Source organism: Amphritea sp. GJ51-11 (assembly GCF_055808735.1).
This window is the reverse complement of the sequence record NZ_CM147881.1, coordinates 1,796,087-1,813,754: the sequence shown is the minus strand read 5'-3', so window position 1 is coordinate 1,813,754 and position 17,668 is coordinate 1,796,087. Positions and strand designations below refer to the sequence as shown.

The following is a 17,668-nucleotide window of genomic DNA, read 5'->3' as shown; positions in this document are numbered from 1 at the left end:
GGCAAAGAGATGATCTATGCCAGCTGTCGATATGTGATGCGTAAACCCACCGCTTAATTAGCGACCGAGTACAGGCACCTTATGGGTGTCATGGGCGATACAGACGTTTTTGGTTTCCATATAGAAATCAAAGCTCCAATCACCACCGTCACGCCCAATACCGGACATTTTCACCCCACCGAATGGGGATGGCAGGTTACGGTTGTTTTCAGAGTTAACCCACAGCATACCCGCTTCAACCGCATGAGCCATGCGCATTGCACGACCGGTGTTGCTAGTCCAGATATAACCAGCCAGACCGTAAACCGTTTCGTTAGCCAGTTGAATTGCTTCTTCTTCGGTTTCGAATTCGATAGCGGTCAGCACTGGGCCAAAGATCTCTTCTTGAGCGATACGCATAGTGTTTTTCGCATCGACAAACAGGGTTGGTGTCACGAAGTTACCTGGGCCCATCTCATCGCGCAGTGATTTACCACCGACAGCAATAGTGGCTCCATCCTGCTTAGCAATTTCAAAGTAGCTAGTCACTTTTTCATAGTGACCGGTATGTACCAGCGGGCCTACTTCAGTTTCAGGGTCCAGTGGGTGGCCGACTTTAATATTGGCAACACGCTCTTTCAGAGCTGCTAAGAACTTGTCTTTGATACCGCTCTGAATCAACAAACGGCTAGAGCTAGTGCAACGCTGACCATTGAGGCTGTAGATCATGAACACAGTGGCATCAAGGGCACGTTCGAAGTCTGCATCATCAAACACGATAACAGGGTTTTTGCCACCCAGTTCAAGGTGTAAACGTTTCAGTGTTTGTGCCGTTTGTGCCTGAATCATTTTACCCGTAGCAGAGTCACCGACCAACGCCACTGCTTTAATCGCAGGGTGTTCTGTCAGCGCTTTACCGGCAACGGCACCAAAACCGTTAACCATGTTCCAAACACCTTTAGGCAAACCAGCCGCATCGGCACATTCTGCCAGAATGGAGGCGGTCAGTGGGCTCAGTTCAGCAGGCTTGTGTACCACGGTGCAACCGGATGCCAGTGCTGGCGCGATTTTCCAGGTAGACAGCATGAACGGCGTATTCCACGGTGTGATCACCGCAACAGGACCGAGCGGGCTACGCACGGTGAAGTTGGTGTGTTCGGCTTGATGCAGCGACAGACCATTACGTGCTTCTGGTGCTTGGTCAGCAAAGAAACGGAAGTTAGCCGCACCACGAACCGCTGCTTGACGCATAAAGCGTAGCGCCTGACCACAGTCCATTGATTCAACCATAGCGATCTCTTCAGCGCGCTTTTCTAGCTCATCGCCTAAACGATGCAGAATCTTACGACGCTCGGCACCCGGTGTTGCTGCCCAACCTGCTGCAGCGGCTGCCGCTGCTTCACAGGCCGCGTTAACATCTTCTACCGACGCCGCAGCCACTTTACCCAGATAGCTTTGGTCAAATGGCGTGGTGTTGTCAAAGGTTTCACCGCTACCCAGCGTCCATTCACCGTTGATGAAATGACCCAGCGTGTTCTCTTTAAAGCGCGCTAAATAGCCTTCAGCTTTGCCGATATTTTCTTGTAGTTGTGCACTCATCTCTCTATACCTCAATACTTGTCGCCGTAGAACGCTTGCTCAGAAACAATATTCGTTACCAGCGCGCCAACTTTTTCAATTTCACAGACAACCGTGTCACCAGGCTGCATATCTTTCAGACCTTTCGGGGTGCCGGTAGCAATCATATCGCCGGGCTTCAAGGTCATGATCTTACTCAGGTATTCCACCAAGAAAGGCACATCGAAAATGATGTCCGCGGTGGTGCCTTCCTGTGTTAGCTCACCATTTACATGGGTGGTCAGTTTCAGGTTACTGATATCACCCACGTCATCTTTGTCGATCAACCAAGGGCCGATGGGACACAGTGAGTCGCGACTCTTAACCCGCAGGTTAGGACGGTAGTAGTTTTCCAGATAGTCACGGATGGCAAAGTCATTACAAACGGTATAACCGGCAATGTAATCCATGGCGTCTTCACGGGCGATATTCTTGCCCTCTTTACCGATCACCGCCACCAGCTCACACTCATAGTGTTGGAACTCGATATTGTCGGGACGGTAAGCGTTTTGTTTGTGACCGGTCAGCGTATTGGCTCCTTTCAGGAACACCAATGGCTCTTTCGGTGGCTCGAAGGCCAACTCAGCGGCGTGATCCGCATAGTTAAGACCTAAGGCAAAAATAGTGCCTGGCTCTTTGATCGGTGACAACCAAGTCACATCAGCTTCATTAATCAACTGACCATCAACTTTTGATTTCAGTAGGCCCGTGTCGGCAAAAGAATCTTCGACCGTTACATCCAGCTCGGAGCCATTAAAAAGTACGCGTGCGTGTTTCATTTCGAATGATCCCCTTATTCGCCAAGTGTATTGTGCAGTTCAGTGACACCGGCAATGACCGAACTAACGTTGTCACCTTTCGCTACCGGAGCACGCTGCCCTGGAAAACCAACGGCGATCACATCGCCAGGTTGCAGCGTCATGATATAAGAGATAGTACTGATCAGTTCAGCCACGCCACGTACCAACTGAGATACCGGCGTTTCATTAACTACCGTGCCATTAACCGACGTCACCACGGTCAAAGCTTGAGGATCAGCAACGGCAACAACCTCAGCACCGATCGGCGCAGAAGTGTCTAGACATTTACCTTTGATATCAGGGCGGTAATAGTTTTGTTCAACCAGCGAGAAGTCATGGACTAGGGTATAACCTTCTACATAGTCCAGTGCTTCGGCCTGACTGACACGACAGCACTCTTTACCAAACACAACGGCCAGTGATGCACCAACGACCATGCTATCTGCACCGTCAGCCCACTCAACCACGGCACCATCGTTGCTCCACGTGTTGTGCGGTTTAAAATATAAGACTGGCTGTGTTGGCGCGCCTTTGTAGGGTGCTTCAGCAAACTCAGCCTGCATTGCATTGAACTGTTCAGAATCGTTCAGCGCAACACATACCAATTTACCTTTAACGATTGGATTATTACTCATAACTTTCTACCTAAAATTAATATCCGCTGGACTGAGAAGACTCAGCCTGCCCTTGAGACGTTGAGTCACCGGCTTTAAAACTTTCAGCTAACTGTTTGGCTGCATTACTCAGCAGCAGGGTATCGACACCGACACCGACAAACTTAGCGCCCTTGGCCACATAGTGATGTGCTTTGGCCTGATTGATACAGAGCAACCCAGCCGCTTTACCCGCCGCATTGATAATCTCAAAACCTTTCTCAATAGCAGCCACAACCTCGGGATGATCCGGGTTGCCAATATGGCCCATCGAAGCCGACAGGTCAGAGGGGCCGATAAAGACCGCATCAACACCCTCGACAGCGGCAATTTCTGCCAAGTTTTCCATCGCGGTGACTGTTTCGGCCTGTACCACAAGGCAGATCTCATCGTTGGCTTTCTGCAGGTAGCCCGGAATACGATTCCAGTTAGCCGCACGGGCTAATGAGCTACCGAGGCCACGGATGCCTTGAGGTGGGTATTTAACCGCTTTAACCAGCTCACGGGCCTGTTCAGCGGTATCACACATCGGCACCAAGACGGTTTGTGCGCCAATATCGAGAATCCGTTTTAGCAGCGCCGTGCGGCCCTCTTCAGGACGCACAATCGCAGGTACTCCATAAGGCGCGATCGCCTGCAGATGACGCATCGTTGAGTCCAGCTCAAACGGTGCATGTTCGCTATCGATCAGCAGCCAGTCAAACCCCGCACCGGCAACAAGCTCAGCACAGCTGGCATCGGGTAGTCCGAGCCACAGACCCCACATAGGCTGGTCGCCTTTTAGGCCCTGCTTGAATTTATTAACAGGAAGTTCCATAACGTCCTCTTATTTATACGAATTTCACAGAGATACCGCCCAGTGGGCCGTAATCTGCATGAATAGTGTCACCCGCTTTTACTGAGACCGGACGAGTAAAGGAGCCTGCCAAAATCACCTGACCCGGTTCCAGCGCCACACCGTGAGGGGCAAAACGTTTACAGACCCAGCAGATGCCATTAGCCGGATGACCCAGTACACCGGCCGCAATACCGGTTTCTTCAATCTGACCATTAAGATATAGCAGTGCACCCGCCCAACGTAGATCGATATCCATCGGTTTAATCGGCCGACCACCTAAGACAATGCCAGCATTCGCCGCGTTGTCAGCAATAGTATCGTACACCTTGCGGGTATAGCCGGTCTCAGGATCGGTACGGTGACAACGAGCGGCAATCAGTTCCAGCGATGGAATAACATAATCAGTGGCATTCAACACATCAAAGATGGTGATATCGTCCCCTTCCAGACGATCCTTCAAGACGAACGCCAGTTCCACTTCAATACGTGGATCTGGGAAATCAGATGCTTTAATCTCGGCACCATCGGCAAAAAACATATCATCCAGCAACACACCGTAATCCGGCTGATTGATATTCACGGCCATCTGCATAGCACGTGATGTCAGACCGATCTTATACCCTTTAACCTTGGCACCATTGGCGATCTTTTGATCGACCCAGGTTTTCTGAATGGCATAAGCATCGTCCATCGTCATCTCAGGGTGTTCAAGCGTCAGCGCAGGGATCTGAGTACAGTCTTTCTCTGCCTGATAAAGCTTCTCGGCCGCTAGTTGTATCTGTTGTTCTGTCAGCATATCTAATTTCCATCTTAGCGTTGTCTTCTGCAATCTTCGTAGCAAAATACCAGCTTGCCCATTTACCTATTTAAAGGTAGCGATTACCATATGCACAATAATATAATTAATATATTAAGTAATTTCCAGTTTTTTTCTTCATAGGTACGTCATGACTGCTAATCACCTCGCTCAAACGATACGTAATAACTGGCCGGGAGCCCGAATAGCCGGGCCTCTCGTGCTGACGATGTGCCTCTTAACACTGCTAAATATTGTCTTACCGCTAGGATTAGCGGGTTTAGCAACCCTACTGTGCTGGCTGTATATTGCCATCGAAATGCCCCGATTGAAGCCGAAACAACGTAAACAGATTCTGGCCCTGTTTGCTATTGGCATCGCGGCCGCTGCCTTGGCGTGGACTCAAGGTGCAGACCTATCACTGCAGGCACTGTTTGGTGAACACCTAAAACTGGCCATGCTGCTAACCTCAATAAGCTTCATCGGCATGGCCGGCCGAGTGGGTTGCGATACCAGTAAGCCGGGGATTCATAGTTTTATCACTACCCTGCTGGGAATGCATTTTTTCTCCTCCGTGGCGAACTTTTCTTCGGTGATCGTGGTGGGTGATCAGATTAAGCAGAATAAGGGCATCGACCAGCTGTCTCAATGGGTTCTCAGTCGGGGCTTCGGCATGGCGGTGCTCTGGTCACCGTTTCTAAGTCTCTTACCCCTAGTGCTAGAACAGGTACCCGGCGTTGAGTTAGCGCAGGTATACCCCTTCTCCATCGCTTTGGCAGCCATCGGATTGCTTTTAAGTATTCTCGAAGCGCGTTTTCGCGCCGCTGCCGCGCTGCAAAACTATGCCGGCTATCCGTTAAAAACCGAAACACTGACGCTGCCTTTGATACTGATCGCCATGATCCTGTTGCTCAGTTGGCAGATGCCGCAACTGCCAATGGTCTTTCTGGTATCACTGTTGTCAATTGTCGTGCCGATTGCGCTGATGGTTGTACTGTCGAATATCCGCTCTGCCAGTCGTCAACTTTCGCTGCATGTGAGCGAAAAATTATCGGAAAGCCGTGCAGAGATCAGCCTCTTTATGAGCGCCGGTGTGCTGGCTGCAGGGGTGAAGGCCTGTATTAGTGTCGGCCTGATTAGCCTACCGTTTACCCAAACCGACGCGGGCGTGGCCTCGTTGGTACTGGTGATGATTGTCGGCTTAGCCTACCTGGGTATTCATCAATTGGCGTTAGTGGCGATTTTTGCCGGTTTACTGGCTGATATCACTGTGACCCCAAATCTGATGGCGATTGCCTATGTACTCGGTACGTCATTGGCGATGTCCGGCAGCACCTTTAGTGGTCTTAACTTTATTATGAAATCCCGCTTTAATGCCACCGACGGAGAGATTATTCGCAACCAACTGCCCTACAACCTGATAATGCTGGTCGCCGGCTGCGGCATCATTCATCTGATGGCAGCGATGGGGGTTCACTAATCTCACCACTGAACAGCGCAGTCTCGCTGTTCAGTTTCTTAAAGCCCCTACGGCTTAGGGCCTTAACAAAACATAGGTTTTCTGTTGGGTAACCAACCTTATAGATCAATGCACGGTACATACCATACACGGATCAAACGAGCGTACGATATGCTGCACAGCCACCGGATCTTTCTCACCTTCCAGCACCGGCGCACCCTGCAGTGCTTGTTCTAACACCCCGGGAATACCATGTTGATCTCGGGGAGAGAAATTCCAAGTGGTTGGCGCAATGATCTGATAATTAGCAATTTTGCCCTCTCGAATACTAAGCCAATGACCTAAACTGCCACGAGCCGCTTCAATCATGCCCACCCCTTCAGCATAATCCGGTAACGAGCCATGCAGACAGAACTGCTCGGTTGGCTGGATCTGCCGCGCCCAACGCTCCATCTGCGGAACAACAAGCGCCAACTCTAATAGCCGGGCCAGCATTCTGTTTTGCACATTGCCGCCACTGCGGGCGACCAGATCGGTTATCAATGGGTGCCCATTGGTTAACTGTCGCGCCAGTGCACCAGTCTCCATCACCTGCCCATCAAGCCGTGGGGCTTTGCACCAGCTGTAGCCTTGAACATTATCCAGCGCCGGCTGTGTTACCCCCTGCTCCGGGTGCTGCGGTGTCGTCTGACCCGCTAACCAAGCATGGGAGATATCTTCGGTAATCAACTGGCTATCCAGCGGGCGCCGTTGCCCCTGCCCGTCAATGACGCCGGGGCGAAACAGCCGCTCGCCTTCAAGAGAATAATTACCATAACTCATAAACTGATCGGTCGCCCGGCCTAGCTGGTCGAGCTGTAACTGCTGTGAAAGATGTATAAAAGTGCGTAGGTCAGAGGAGTGCCAATCTTTCTCTATCGCCCACTGCTGTAATTCCGCCACTGAGGTTAACTGACCAATCAGCTCTAATGAATCACCGAACAGGCGACGTTCAAGAAAACGCCGAAAGCCTGCCAAAATAGACATCATCTGTAAGCGGTCGTGCCCATCAACCGCCTTGGCGGTGCCGCCGGGCTGAATGCTTAAACTGTGCGGCCATTTACCGGCGAGCAACCCCATCAGATGAAGAAATTCCGCTCTGGCGGGCAACACTTCACGATAAGCTTCGCCACTGACCGCCCGAAAACGAGCTTGCACCGGCTCATACCAAGATTGCATCGCATAACTGGGCCGCGCAAAATCCGGCATAAAAAACAGATAGAAATGGGTCAGCAGGTCGGCCATATTTTCATTGGCCAGAATCAGATTAATACAACGCTCACCATTGGGCGTCATCCCTAACTGCATGGCATCCGCCAGCGCATAGGCCGAGGCCACCGATTGACTCACCGAACAGATACCACAGATACGCGGGGTATATACCAGTGCATCCATCGGCTGCTTACCCTTTAGAATCTGCTCAAAACCGCGATACATAGTCGAGTTGACATTAGCACTTGTCACCCGACCGGCATCAATCTCCAATGCAATTTCAAGGTCCCCTTCCACCCGATTAAACGGGCCTACCAACATTCGGCTCATAGTCTCTTCTTATTGTCTGTTACTGTCTGATCCTGACAACTTAGTGGTGCTAGCCAGCCCGGTGTTATTTATCGATTTTCGCTCGGCTCGGCGGGTAGATAATCCGTTCAGAGGTGGCATTTCGCTTGAGCCGCTCCGGTGTTGCCGCCTTTGACAGAGAGGCCAATGCCACAAACCAAGCTTTGGGCATATCGGTTGGCAGGCCTACAGGGATGCCCGCAATTTTGCGCGTTTTGGTAAAGGCATAAGTGGGTTCTTCAAACTCCGGTGCGGTGCAATTAATACAGGCATAACCGCCACGGGTGCAAGAACCTTCACCATTCCACGGGCGGATATTACAATCTGCATGGGCTTGCGTCCCCAAACAGCCCATATTCTCCATCATGCAACCCTGATCACCCGGCTGTTCGGCACTGGCTTTATATTCATAGTATTCATTTCGTGAACAACCATGATGCACCAGATGATCGGCATAACTACGTGGACGGCCTAAATGATCGACCTGATCAGCACCAAACTCACCCAGCGCAATCTGCAATAGTGTTTCAGTAATCCAGTTTGGATGAGTCGGGCAACCGGCAATATTAACCACCGGCTGACCACTACCAGAGCGATAATTAGCACCCAGTAAGCCGCCGGCTAATTCACCATCAAATTGGAGCCCCGTTGCCTCGGTAACATTGTCTCCGGCGGCACTGATGCCTCCATAAGCAGCACAACTACCCACCGCTACCGTCTGTTTCGCCCGCCCCGCCAACTGTCGCACCCAATCAATCATCGGTACGCCGGTGCCGCCCATCAGATGAAACCGACCACTGCCCATCGGCCCCATCAACATCGATCCTTCGATACAGAGAATATCTAATGGCACCTGACCATCGACTAACTGCTGCAGTAGCTCAATCACTTCGGTACCACTTCGCTCACTCAACGAGGGATGCCAGAGTAAATTAATGCCCGCAGCTTCAAAACGGGTAAACAGGTCTGGCGCTTCAGCATTCAACATCGACATACTGCAACCACCACAACCACCGGACTGTAACCAGAGAAGATTAACCATTACGTAGCTCCTGATCCCATCTCGGGATGCTCACCCGTTTCATCAATGCGAGCAGCAAAAACTTGTTTAGGCAGTTCGAGTCTTGCGAAAGCCCCACCTTCAGGATGATTATTAATCAACAACTTACCGCCATGTTCTAAGACGATACCATAACTAATAGACAAGCCCAAGCCGGTGCCTTCGCCAACCGGTTTAGTGGTAAAAAAAGGATCGAACACCCGCAACAGATGCTCTTCAGCGAGACCCGGTCCACTATCGCGTAAGGTAAACCATACCTGTGTATCGGTCTCGCCAGCGTGCAGTTCTAAGCGGGCATCGGGCTGATGTTTCATAGCGTCTACAGCGTTTTGAATCAGGTTAACAATCACCTGATGAATCTGTCCGGCATGGCCCAATGCCTGTATTTTATCGGGTAGATTAAGCTCGACTGCAACAGGGCGATGACTCTCTTTGATGATCCAATGTAGAGCGGTTTTAATCACATGGCTAAAGTCGAACCGGGTTTTCTCGGCTTCCTGACAGGAAGAAAATTGACGCAGATCGCGGACGATATCCCGCACCCGGTCAGCCCCTTCCATCGTCCCTTCGACCAGTGAATTAAGATCACGAATCGCTTTATCCAACCGCAAGGTTTCGCGTAATTCTCGCAGTTCGGCGCGGCTGCGATTTTCACTCACCGCATTAAAATAGGTCACCAGTTTGTCGGTGTAACGACGCAGGGCATGCATATTGCCATAAACGAAGCTGATCGGATTATTAAGTTCATGGGCAACACCTGCCACTAGCCGACCGAGCGACGCCATCTTTTCAGATTGCACCAGCCGCTCCTGCGCCAGCTTAAGCTCAGCATGGGCATGATTCAGCTCTTTATAGGCTTTCTGTAGCTCGCCTAGAGGACGCCCGATCATCACCATGCCAGCCATACGACCACGCCGGTCTCGGCGGGGACTGCAGTTCATTGCCAGCGGTACCCAGCCTTTGCGGCCAGCTAACTCGACTTCACAATCTCGTACCGGTTGCACCCGCAGCTGATTTTCAATATCGGTGAATTTATTTTGGTAAGCCGGCGCCACCAACTCAATAAAGTGTTTACCAATCAGTTCATCGGCAGCCACGCCGGTCAGTTGCTCAAAGGCACTGTTCAGCTGCTGAATCACCCCCTGTTTATCACAGACGATCAGTACATCACTCATAGCGCTTTGCACACTGTCGAGAAAGCCTTGAGTTTGTTCCAGCTCTAGATTCTTTTGCTCAATCTCAACTTGATAATGCACTAGGTCAGCATAGGTCTCATCCATTTTCTGGATAACACTGACCCACGCTTCATCAGCCAGTTCACTCTTATCGATACTGTCTTGTTCGATACGGTCCTGCTCGACACTATCCTGTGGTTTTTTATCGGTCATCGGCGGCGGTTAAATTCAATAACGGATCGATCCAGATTACTCTGCCAACAGCACAAGTGCAAAGCCCACCACGGAGTAAGCCACACATCAGTGTGTCTGCTCTGCCGCTGACTGGCAATCAAGGCAGAAACGACTATCGGGGCGGGCTAGCAACCGTGCGAGGCTGATAAGCTTATCGCACCCTTCACAATAGCCGTATTCAGCTTCGCTAAATTTCAATTCGGCATGCAGCACTTCATGCAACCGGCGGCGACACTGTTCGAGATTTGCCAGCGCCATATTTTGTTGTTGCAGCGCACCCCTCGGGAAACCCGCCCAACCGCCTGCTGATCTAAAATCACCGGCTGAGCACTGAGTTCTAAGTTGATAATCTCTTCGTTGAGCTCAGCCTTCAGTGCCTGCAAGGCGGCCTGGCATTGTGCCTGCGGCTGATCATCCATCGACATTTCCCCCTTGCTGCAACAAATGGCTTACCAAGGCCCGTAACTTACCCGCTTTTACTGGTTTATTTAACACCGGCAAACCGTGGGCGCGAAACAGTTTACGCCCCTCGGGTGAGCGATCGGCGGTAATCATGGCCGCCGGGATAGCCGCCCCCGCAAACTCACGCACCTGAGCCACGGCGGCAACACCGGTCGTATCATGATTAAGGTGAAAGTCGGCCAGAATCAGTTCGGGCATTAACCCTTCACTAAGATAGCTATCAATCGCCTCGTTGGCATCTATCGCCACATAAACCTGACAGTTCCACTGCTCTAACAGCGCCTTCATGCTGACCAAAATATCGTTTTCGTTATCGATCACTAAAATAGCGCGGCCGCTGAGGTCGTGTTGCGGCAGTTGTTGTGGCTGGAGAATCGGTTCAACCACCTCACCGCTAATTGGCACAGATACACTGAACATAGTGCCTTGACCCAACTGTGAACGCACTCCGATGGGGTGATCCAACATCCCCGCTATTCGTTCAACAATAGCCAATCCCAACCCGACCCCTTTACGGCCGGTTTGATATTGATGATCGATCTGCTGAAACTCTCTAAAAATATCATCGAGACGATCATCGGGAATACCAGGACCGGTATCCCAGACCTGAATTTCGAGCCGATCTGCACGCCGGCGCGCCCCCAATAACACCTTGCCCTCGGGGGTATAACGAAACGCATTACTCAGAAAATTACGCAATACGCGCATCAACAAACGGGTATCGCTCTGCACATTCAGACGGTTACCACATACCTTGAGTTGTACTTCGCGCTGCTCGGCCACCGGCTGAAACTCCACCTGCAACATCCGAAACAGATAATCGACGGGAATACTGATCAGATCCGGCTGCACCGCATTTTGATCCAGCCGAGAGATATCCAATAGATCGCTGAGTAGCTCTTCAGCCCCTTCCAGCGCGATATGAATCCGCTCAACCAGATGATTATTATCCTGAGCGAGCTCCCGCTCTTGCAGAGTAGACACCAGCAAGCGGGCCGCATTCAATGGCTGTAATAGGTCATGACTGGCCGCTGCGAGGTATTTGTCTTTACTCTTATTCGCCTGTTCGGCAGCATCCCGCGCAACCTTTAACGCTTGTTCGATCACGTTACGTTCGCTTATCTCACTCAGCAACTTATCGTTCACCGCAACCAACTCTTCGGTACGGTCATCGACGCGCTGTTCCAACTCTTCGTTAAGCTTTTTGAGTTTATTCTGCGCTTTCCTACGTTCAGTGATGTCCGCTACAAAGGCTTCCAGTAGATCCCCTCTGTCATCTTGTTTTAACAACACGTTTAACGAAACATCTACCGCGCTACCATCTTGCCGCTTTAGCTGAGTTTCATAGCCAAACAACTTACCGTGCAGCTGCAATTTACCGAGAAACAACGGATACTCATCGGCATCAAACAAGAGATCCCCCGCAAACGAATCGACCCGATTACACAATTGGTCCGGGTCGGTATAGCCACAGATTCGCGCTAGCGCAGGATTAGCGGTAATCAGCCCTTCATTGAGACGTGCCTGAAATATTCCGTGTTGGGCATGCTCAAAGATCAACTTATAGCGGTTGCGTTCGGCCTCCAACTCTTCAATTTTGGCCACCAACTCAGGGTAGTGGCTCTTTCGCGCGGACTGACCACCCAGCCCCATTAAGCGTTCTACCGTGAGCCGGTCACTGGGCGAATAGCTCACCTCAGAGCGCTTCTTCATAGACCACCTCGACATCCCGCTTATTGGATTTACGCGGATTGGTCAAAATACAGGGGTCCTGAATCGCTTTAGCCGACAAAATAGGAATATCACTAAGATTAACGCCCCGAGCCGCCAGCCCTTCGACTAACCCAACATCCTGCTTCAGCTTAATCACTTTTTCCTGCAGACGTTTATGCACCATCGCATTGCTCATCCCTCGGGTGTCAATACCCATGGTTTCAGCGACGACGCGAAACTTATCTTCCGCCGACCGAAAATTAAAACCGATAACATGTTCAAGCAGCATAGCGTTACACATCCCATGGGGCAGATCGAGAAAGCCTCCTAAGCTATGGGACATGGCATGAACCGCACCCAAAATCGCATTAGAAAAAGCCAACCCCGCTTTCATACTGCCGAGCATTACCTGCTCGCGTAATTTGAGATCGGTGGGGTCTTTCACTAATGCCACCAGGTTTTCGTTCACCAGTTTGATCGCATCCAAGGCATGCATATCGGTGAGTGGGCCTGAGCCGGTCGAGACAAAGGCTTCGATCGCATGCACCAGCGCATCAACCCCCGTACAGGCGGTGAGAAAGGGATCCATCGTAATGGTGGTTTCAGGGTCGATCAACGAGACGTCGGGGACTACCGCTTTACTGACAATAGAGATTTTCATCTTCTCTTGTTGATCAGAGATGATGGCAAACTGGGAGACATCAGCGGAAGTGCCGGCAGTGGTGGGAATAAAAATCAGTGGTGGAATAGCCACCTCGATCGTGTCCACCCCTTCAAACTCGAGAATATGGCGATGATGAGTGGCGACGATACCGATCCCTTTAGCGCAATCCATAGGGCTGCCACCACCCACCGCAACAATCAGATTACAACCTTGTTGACTGTAGATCTCAGCGCCTTTCATCACCTCTTCAGCGCGTGGGTTTGGTGACACCGCGGTAAAGAGCTCGTAGTCAAAGCCTGCCAGCCTCAGGTCCTGGGCTACCTCATCAACCCAACCCGCGGCGACAACCCCGGGGTCGGAAACTAATAAGATTTTACGGGCGCCGAATGAACGGGCAAAATTAGCGACTGTTTTGCGAGCACCCGCGCCAAAGACAATTTCAGGTGCCACAAACTTACGCAGGTTAGCGATATCATCACTCATGTCGGTTCCTGATCAAGGCAGATAAGCCACTCATTTTATTATCGTTTTACATCTTATCATGCACACATAGTCGGTGATTATATCAGTGTTGCAGACATAAAAAAGGCGACCCGAAGGCCGCCTTTAGTCATAGCGAGAATAACCGCTTAGTTAATCAGGTTAAGCAACAGCTTATTCAGACGATTAACATAGGCTGCAGGATCATCCAACTGACCACCGGCGGCCAGTTGTGCTTGTTCAAACACGACCAGTGCCAGCTCAGCAAAACGATCTTCATCGGCTTCGTTATCCAGCTTGCTGATCAGCGGATGCTCTGGGTTAATTTCAAAGATGGGCTTGCTCTCAGGCACAGCCTGACCCGCCGCTTCCATGATCTTACGCATCTGCAGACCCATATCATAAGCCCCCAGTACAACACAGGCAGGTGAGTCAGTCAGACGGTGAGTTACACGTACTTCACTGACTTGCTGTTCTAGACTGTTTTTAAGACGTTCGGTCAGACCTTCCATCTCTTTTGCAGTCTCTTCCTGCGCTTTTTTCTCTTCCTCGTTCTCGGTTTCGCCTAGGTCCAGTTCGCCCTTGCTGACATCCTGGAATGACTTACCGTCGAAGTCGAACAACTGGCTCATCAGCCACTCATCAACTCGATCAGACATCAGCAACACTTCGATACCTTTCTTACGGAAGATTTCGAGGTGTGGGCTATGCTTAGCGGTATTGTAGTTCTCAGCGACGGCGTAGTAGATCTTGTCCTGACCTTCCTGCATCCGAGAAACGTAATCTTCCAGCGAAACACTCTGCTCAGACGAATCGTTATGGGTCGATGCAAACCGCAGCAGCTTCAACACGGTTTCGCGGTTAGCGTGATCTTCAGCCGGACCTTCTTTCAGTACTTCGCCGAACTCGGTCCAGAACTTAGCGTATTGCTCAGGGTCGTTTTTAGCCAGTTTACCCAGCATATCCAGTGAACGTTTTGTCAGCTGAGTTTTCAGCTTATCAACCACCGGATCTTTCTGCAGGATTTCACGGGATACGTTGAGTGACAGATCACTCGTATCAACCACACCTTTAATAAAGCGCAGATACATCGGCAGGAACTGGTCTGCCTGATCCATAATAAAGACCCGCTGAACGTAGAGTTTCAAGCCACGCGGAGTATCACGATTCCACAAGTCATAAGGAGCATGAGCCGGGACATAGAGCAAGCTGGTGTAATCCAACTTACCTTCAACCCGGTTATGGCTCCACTTCATAGGGTCTTGGAAGTCATGGGAGATATGTTTGTAGAACTCTTTAAACTCGTCATCGCTGATATCGCTTTTAGAACGAGTCCAAAGCGCAGTAGCAGAGTTAACGGTTTCATCTTCCGGTGCCTTAGGCTCTTCACCCTCTTCAACCGGTTCAGGTTCTTTCTGCATAATCACTGGCAGTGAAATATGATCGGAATATTTACGCACTAACGTACGCAGACGGAAGCCATCCGCAAATTCTGACTCTTCATTTTTCAGGTGCAGAATAATGGTGGTACCACGCTGTGCTTTTTCAACGGTTTCAACGGTAAAGTCACCTTCACCTTGAGAAACCCAACGCACACCATTGCCTGCAGGTTCACCCGCTTTACGGGTAATCACTTCGACTTCTTTAGCAACGATGAACGCTGAGTAGAAGCCCACACCAAACTGACCAATCAGTTGAGAATCTTTCTTTTGGTCGCCGCTCAATTCAGACAAGAACTGAGACGTACCTGATTTAGCAATCGTCCCCAGGTGCTCGATGACATCCTGGCGGTTCATACCCAAACCGTTATCATCGATAGTAACGGTGTTAGCTTCTTTATCGAATTCGACACGAATACGCAGATCGCCATCGCCTTCGTACAAATCATTATTTGATAACGCTTCAAAGCGCAGCTTATCTGCGGCATCCGAAGCATTCGAGATCAACTCACGAAGAAAGATCTCTTTGTTTGAATACAAAGAATGAATCATCAGGTGAAGCAGTTGCTTCACTTCAGTTTGAAAGCCTAGTGTTTCCTGCTGAGTTTCTGTGCTCATCTATCAATTCCCAATCTTACTGTTACAAAGATTTACTGTTAAAACGAAAACCGTTGAACCTAAAGATGGGGCCGGCCCCTTTCTTTTCAAGGGGCCGAAAGTGAAATGGGGTACAAATTATTCGGTCCGACTGATCACCAACTGACGCAAGGTGCTGGAATTAAATTCCCGACGATAGAGGATAACCACCACTCCGCTGGCCATCAGCATGAACAGCCAGGGATTAATAAACCAGGCCAACACCGACAAACTGAAATAATAGGTGCGTAATCCTAGATTAAAATTATTCGCCGCCATCGAACTCATAATAGCTAAGCGTGTGGCATGGGCGATCATCTCGGGCTCTTCAGCGTCACTTGGCTGCGGTGCACCACCGATCATCACCGAGGTAAAGCCATACTGCCGCAGGCTCCACGTAAACTTCAAAAAAGCATAGACAAACATACCGATCAAGACCAACAGCTTAAGTTCCCACTCCGCTTTAGTGGCATGCATGGCCAGCGGAAAATCACCGACAACATCAATCGCCTTATCGGTTGAACCTAATACCGTCATCAAGCCCGCTAAAATAAGCATGGTGGAGGATGCAAAAAATGATACGCTACGCTCCAAATTAGCCACGGCGGCGGTATCCGCAATACGCACCTCACGATGCAACATGCGGGTCATCCATTCCAGACGATAATTATGCATCACGCTCGCCAGACAGTGACTGTCTCGGGCTCGGCGCCGGGAATAGGTGTTATAGCCTTTAAAACAGAGTAGAAACCAGCCCAATGCCAGCAGGTTAAGCCAGTTCGAATAGAGAAAGCCTAGCAGCGGTTCCATATGTATTCCCGGAAATTAAAACGTAGTGACATTGTAAATAAAACAACAGGATAGACAACCTTGCTCAGCCAATATTCTAAGCTTCTCTTAGGCGCCTCTTTTGCCCTCGCCACCACCTTGGTGATGAGTTTGGCCGCCGCTGCCACAAAATATACCGCCGCGTTCGTGTCCATTGAGCAGATCGTATTAGTCCAGTACCTACTTTGCACCTTAATTATGCTGCCCTGGCTTGGCCGCCACGGCGTAAAAGCACTTAAAACTGATAAGCTGGGACTACACCTCATTAGAGGATTATCAGGCTGGCTATGTTTTTACAGCTACTATTTAGCCCTCAATGAGATCCCCCTCGGTGAAGCCTCTTTACTGCGTAACGCTGCTCCCTTAGTGGTGCCCTTACTGGTGCTGGTCTGGTTAAAAGAGCGTATGCCGCTGATAAACTGGCTACCGGTCATCATCGGTTTTATCGGCATTGCATTGGTACTTAAACCCGAAGGTAACGAATTTAACCCTTGGCACCTGGTCGGGGTTGCCTCTGCTATTTTGCTGTCGGTATCTATTGTCACCACTCGTGAACTCACGCTAACCGAACCGACCAACCGCATTCTTTTTTACTATTTCGGACTGTCAGCACTGTTCTCTTTACCGCTAGCGTTAGCCGATTGGCAACCCGTTGCATGGGTAAGCGTACCGTTAATGCTGGCGATCAGTTTATCGATCTGGGTCGTGATGTGGCTCTACACTAAGGCCTATAGTTATGCCAAGGCCACGGTGATTGCACCGATCAGTTATTTTGGCGTGTTGTTTGCCAGTTTACTCGGCTGGCTTTTTTGGCAGCAAGTTCCTGATATGATGTCCGTCATGGGGGCGATGCTGATAATCGGCGGCGGTATAGGCTCAGTTTGGCTGGGACGGGAGAAAAATTGATGTATCTAGCACTGTCTGATCTATTTTGGTTAACGCTGATTGTGTTATTGCTACTGCACTGGTGGCAATCACTCAAGATAAAAGAGGTCGCACTAAAAGCCGCTAGCCGGCATTGCGAAGAGCTTGATCTGCAGTTATTGGATCAGAGCGTCTACCTGCGTGGAATCTGGCTAAAACGCAATGACCAGGGCAAGATTAAAATTTGGCGTTCCTACCTATTTGACTTCACCGCCACCGGGGATGATCGAGCAAAGGGCCGTATCGCCCTACTCGGCGCACAGGTAACCGGCATCACGCTGGAAGCACATCGCATCTAACAAGCGCCGGTCT

At 50.4% G+C, this 17,668-nt stretch carries 17 protein-coding genes; 3 read left to right on the top strand and 14 right to left on the bottom strand.

Annotation, left to right across the window (positions count from 1 at the left end; all coding sequences use genetic code 11):
- Positions 1 to 57: 57 nt before the first annotated feature.
- The 5 genes from hpaE to hpaH are packed head-to-tail and all read right to left on the bottom strand — an operon-like array spanning position 58 to position 4,683.
- Positions 58 to 1,578 (bottom strand): 5-carboxymethyl-2-hydroxymuconate semialdehyde dehydrogenase, encoded by a 1,521-nt coding sequence (gene hpaE, locus AC0L4K_RS07890; RefSeq protein ID WP_473268867.1) that lies wholly within the window; start codon positions 1,576 to 1,578, stop codon positions 58 to 60.
- A gap of 11 nt (positions 1,579 to 1,589) precedes the next feature.
- Positions 1,590 to 2,375, bottom strand: a complete 786-nt coding sequence (locus AC0L4K_RS07885) for a fumarylacetoacetate hydrolase family protein (protein ID WP_417228001.1) — start codon at positions 2,373 to 2,375, stop codon at positions 1,590 to 1,592.
- A gap of 14 nt (positions 2,376 to 2,389) precedes the next feature.
- Positions 2,390 to 3,031, bottom strand: a complete 642-nt coding sequence (locus AC0L4K_RS07880; RefSeq protein ID WP_473268865.1) for a fumarylacetoacetate hydrolase family protein — start codon at positions 3,029 to 3,031, stop codon at positions 2,390 to 2,392.
- A gap of 16 nt (positions 3,032 to 3,047) precedes the next feature.
- Positions 3,048 to 3,866, bottom strand: a complete 819-nt coding sequence (hpaI, locus tag AC0L4K_RS07875; RefSeq protein WP_417227999.1) for a 4-hydroxy-2-oxoheptanedioate aldolase — start codon at positions 3,864 to 3,866, stop codon at positions 3,048 to 3,050.
- Between the two features lie 13 nt (positions 3,867 to 3,879).
- Positions 3,880 to 4,683 carry a 2-oxo-hept-4-ene-1,7-dioate hydratase gene (gene hpaH / locus AC0L4K_RS07870; protein ID WP_417227998.1) on the bottom strand — a complete coding sequence of 268 codons (804 nt, stop codon included), beginning with the start codon at positions 4,681 to 4,683 and terminating at the stop codon, positions 3,880 to 3,882.
- A 151-nt stretch (positions 4,684 to 4,834) separates the two neighbouring features.
- Between hpaH and AC0L4K_RS07865 the strand changes: the two genes are divergently transcribed.
- Complete coding sequence (locus AC0L4K_RS07865; RefSeq protein WP_473268864.1) at positions 4,835 to 6,163, top strand: hypothetical protein; 1,329 nt, start codon at positions 4,835 to 4,837, stop codon at positions 6,161 to 6,163.
- Between the two features lie 105 nt (positions 6,164 to 6,268).
- Here AC0L4K_RS07865 and AC0L4K_RS07860 read toward each other — a convergent pair whose 3' ends face one another.
- From AC0L4K_RS07860 to AC0L4K_RS07820, 9 genes are all read right to left on the bottom strand, one after another.
- Positions 6,269 to 7,723: a nickel-dependent hydrogenase large subunit gene (locus tag AC0L4K_RS07860; protein ID WP_473268863.1), complete on the bottom strand. Its 1,455-nt coding sequence runs from the start codon at positions 7,721 to 7,723 to the stop codon at positions 6,269 to 6,271.
- Between the two features lie 64 nt (positions 7,724 to 7,787).
- The gene (locus tag AC0L4K_RS07855; RefSeq protein WP_473268861.1) at positions 7,788 to 8,783 is read right to left on the bottom strand and encodes an NADH-quinone oxidoreductase subunit B family protein; all 996 of its coding nucleotides are present in this window, start codon (positions 8,781 to 8,783) and stop codon (positions 7,788 to 7,790) included.
- Complete coding sequence (locus AC0L4K_RS07850; protein WP_473268860.1) at positions 8,783 to 10,189, bottom strand: ATP-binding protein; 1,407 nt, start codon at positions 10,187 to 10,189, stop codon at positions 8,783 to 8,785. Before AC0L4K_RS07850 ends, AC0L4K_RS07855 begins: the two co-directional genes overlap by 1 nt.
- Positions 10,190 to 10,276: 87 nt before the next feature.
- Positions 10,277 to 10,468: a TraR/DksA family transcriptional regulator gene (locus AC0L4K_RS07845; RefSeq protein WP_473268859.1), complete on the bottom strand. Its 192-nt coding sequence runs from the start codon at positions 10,466 to 10,468 to the stop codon at positions 10,277 to 10,279.
- Positions 10,405 to 10,629, bottom strand: a complete 225-nt coding sequence (locus AC0L4K_RS07840; RefSeq protein WP_473269263.1) for a hypothetical protein — start codon at positions 10,627 to 10,629, stop codon at positions 10,405 to 10,407. The genes AC0L4K_RS07845 and AC0L4K_RS07840 overlap by 64 nt, the downstream gene beginning before the upstream one ends.
- The gene (locus AC0L4K_RS07835; RefSeq protein ID WP_473268858.1) at positions 10,622 to 12,385 is read right to left on the bottom strand and encodes a PAS domain-containing hybrid sensor histidine kinase/response regulator; all 1,764 of its coding nucleotides are present in this window, start codon (positions 12,383 to 12,385) and stop codon (positions 10,622 to 10,624) included. The genes AC0L4K_RS07840 and AC0L4K_RS07835 overlap by 8 nt, the downstream gene beginning before the upstream one ends.
- Positions 12,369 to 13,532, bottom strand: coding sequence for an alcohol dehydrogenase-like regulatory protein ErcA (gene ercA, locus AC0L4K_RS07830; protein WP_417227991.1), 1,164 nt, complete (start codon positions 13,530 to 13,532; stop codon positions 12,369 to 12,371). The genes AC0L4K_RS07835 and ercA overlap by 17 nt, the downstream gene beginning before the upstream one ends.
- Before the next feature lie 146 nt (positions 13,533 to 13,678).
- On the bottom strand, positions 13,679 to 15,586 hold the full coding sequence (htpG, locus tag AC0L4K_RS07825; RefSeq protein ID WP_473268857.1) for a molecular chaperone HtpG: 1,908 nt from the start codon (positions 15,584 to 15,586) through the stop codon (positions 13,679 to 13,681).
- Positions 15,587 to 15,703: 117 nt separating this feature from the next.
- Complete coding sequence (locus AC0L4K_RS07820; protein WP_417227989.1) at positions 15,704 to 16,414, bottom strand: DUF599 domain-containing protein; 711 nt, start codon at positions 16,412 to 16,414, stop codon at positions 15,704 to 15,706.
- A gap of 60 nt (positions 16,415 to 16,474) precedes the next feature.
- Between AC0L4K_RS07820 and AC0L4K_RS07815 the strand changes: the two genes are divergently transcribed.
- Positions 16,475 to 17,338 (top strand): DMT family transporter, encoded by an 864-nt coding sequence (locus AC0L4K_RS07815; protein ID WP_417227988.1) that lies wholly within the window; start codon positions 16,475 to 16,477, stop codon positions 17,336 to 17,338.
- Entirely contained in the window at positions 17,338 to 17,655 is a 318-nt protein-coding gene (locus tag AC0L4K_RS07810; RefSeq protein ID WP_417227987.1) for a DUF3301 domain-containing protein, read from the top strand. The genes AC0L4K_RS07815 and AC0L4K_RS07810 overlap by 1 nt, the downstream gene beginning before the upstream one ends.
- Positions 17,656 to 17,668: the final 13 nt, after the last annotated feature.

Coding starts and splice junctions, on each gene's coding strand:
- hpaE (WP_473268867.1), bottom strand. CDS start 1,578: ATGAGTGCACAACTACAAGAAAATATCGGCAAAGCTGAAGGCTATTTA.
- AC0L4K_RS07885 (WP_417228001.1), bottom strand. CDS start 2,375: ATGAAACACGCACGCGTACTTTTTAATGGCTCCGAGCTGGATGTAACG.
- AC0L4K_RS07880 (WP_473268865.1), bottom strand. CDS start 3,031: ATGAGTAATAATCCAATCGTTAAAGGTAAATTGGTATGTGTTGCGCTG.
- hpaI (WP_417227999.1), bottom strand. CDS start 3,866: ATGGAACTTCCTGTTAATAAATTCAAGCAGGGCCTAAAAGGCGACCAG.
- hpaH (WP_417227998.1), bottom strand. CDS start 4,683: ATGCTGACAGAACAACAGATACAACTAGCGGCCGAGAAGCTTTATCAG.
- AC0L4K_RS07865 (WP_473268864.1), top strand. CDS start 4,835: ATGACTGCTAATCACCTCGCTCAAACGATACGTAATAACTGGCCGGGA.
- AC0L4K_RS07860 (WP_473268863.1), bottom strand. CDS start 7,723: ATGAGCCGAATGTTGGTAGGCCCGTTTAATCGGGTGGAAGGGGACCTT.
- AC0L4K_RS07855 (WP_473268861.1), bottom strand. CDS start 8,783: ATGGTTAATCTTCTCTGGTTACAGTCCGGTGGTTGTGGTGGTTGCAGT.
- AC0L4K_RS07850 (WP_473268860.1), bottom strand. CDS start 10,189: ATGACCGATAAAAAACCACAGGATAGTGTCGAGCAGGACCGTATCGAA.
- AC0L4K_RS07845 (WP_473268859.1), bottom strand. CDS start 10,468: ATGGCGCTGGCAAATCTCGAACAGTGTCGCCGCCGGTTGCATGAAGTG.
- AC0L4K_RS07840 (WP_473269263.1), bottom strand. CDS start 10,629: ATGGATGATCAGCCGCAGGCACAATGCCAGGCCGCCTTGCAGGCACTG.
- AC0L4K_RS07835 (WP_473268858.1), bottom strand. CDS start 12,385: ATGAAGAAGCGCTCTGAGGTGAGCTATTCGCCCAGTGACCGGCTCACG.
- ercA (WP_417227991.1), bottom strand. CDS start 13,532: ATGAGTGATGATATCGCTAACCTGCGTAAGTTTGTGGCACCTGAAATT.
- htpG (WP_473268857.1), bottom strand. CDS start 15,586: ATGAGCACAGAAACTCAGCAGGAAACACTAGGCTTTCAAACTGAAGTG.
- AC0L4K_RS07820 (WP_417227989.1), bottom strand. CDS start 16,414: ATGGAACCGCTGCTAGGCTTTCTCTATTCGAACTGGCTTAACCTGCTG.
- AC0L4K_RS07810 (WP_417227987.1), top strand. CDS start 17,338: ATGTATCTAGCACTGTCTGATCTATTTTGGTTAACGCTGATTGTGTTA.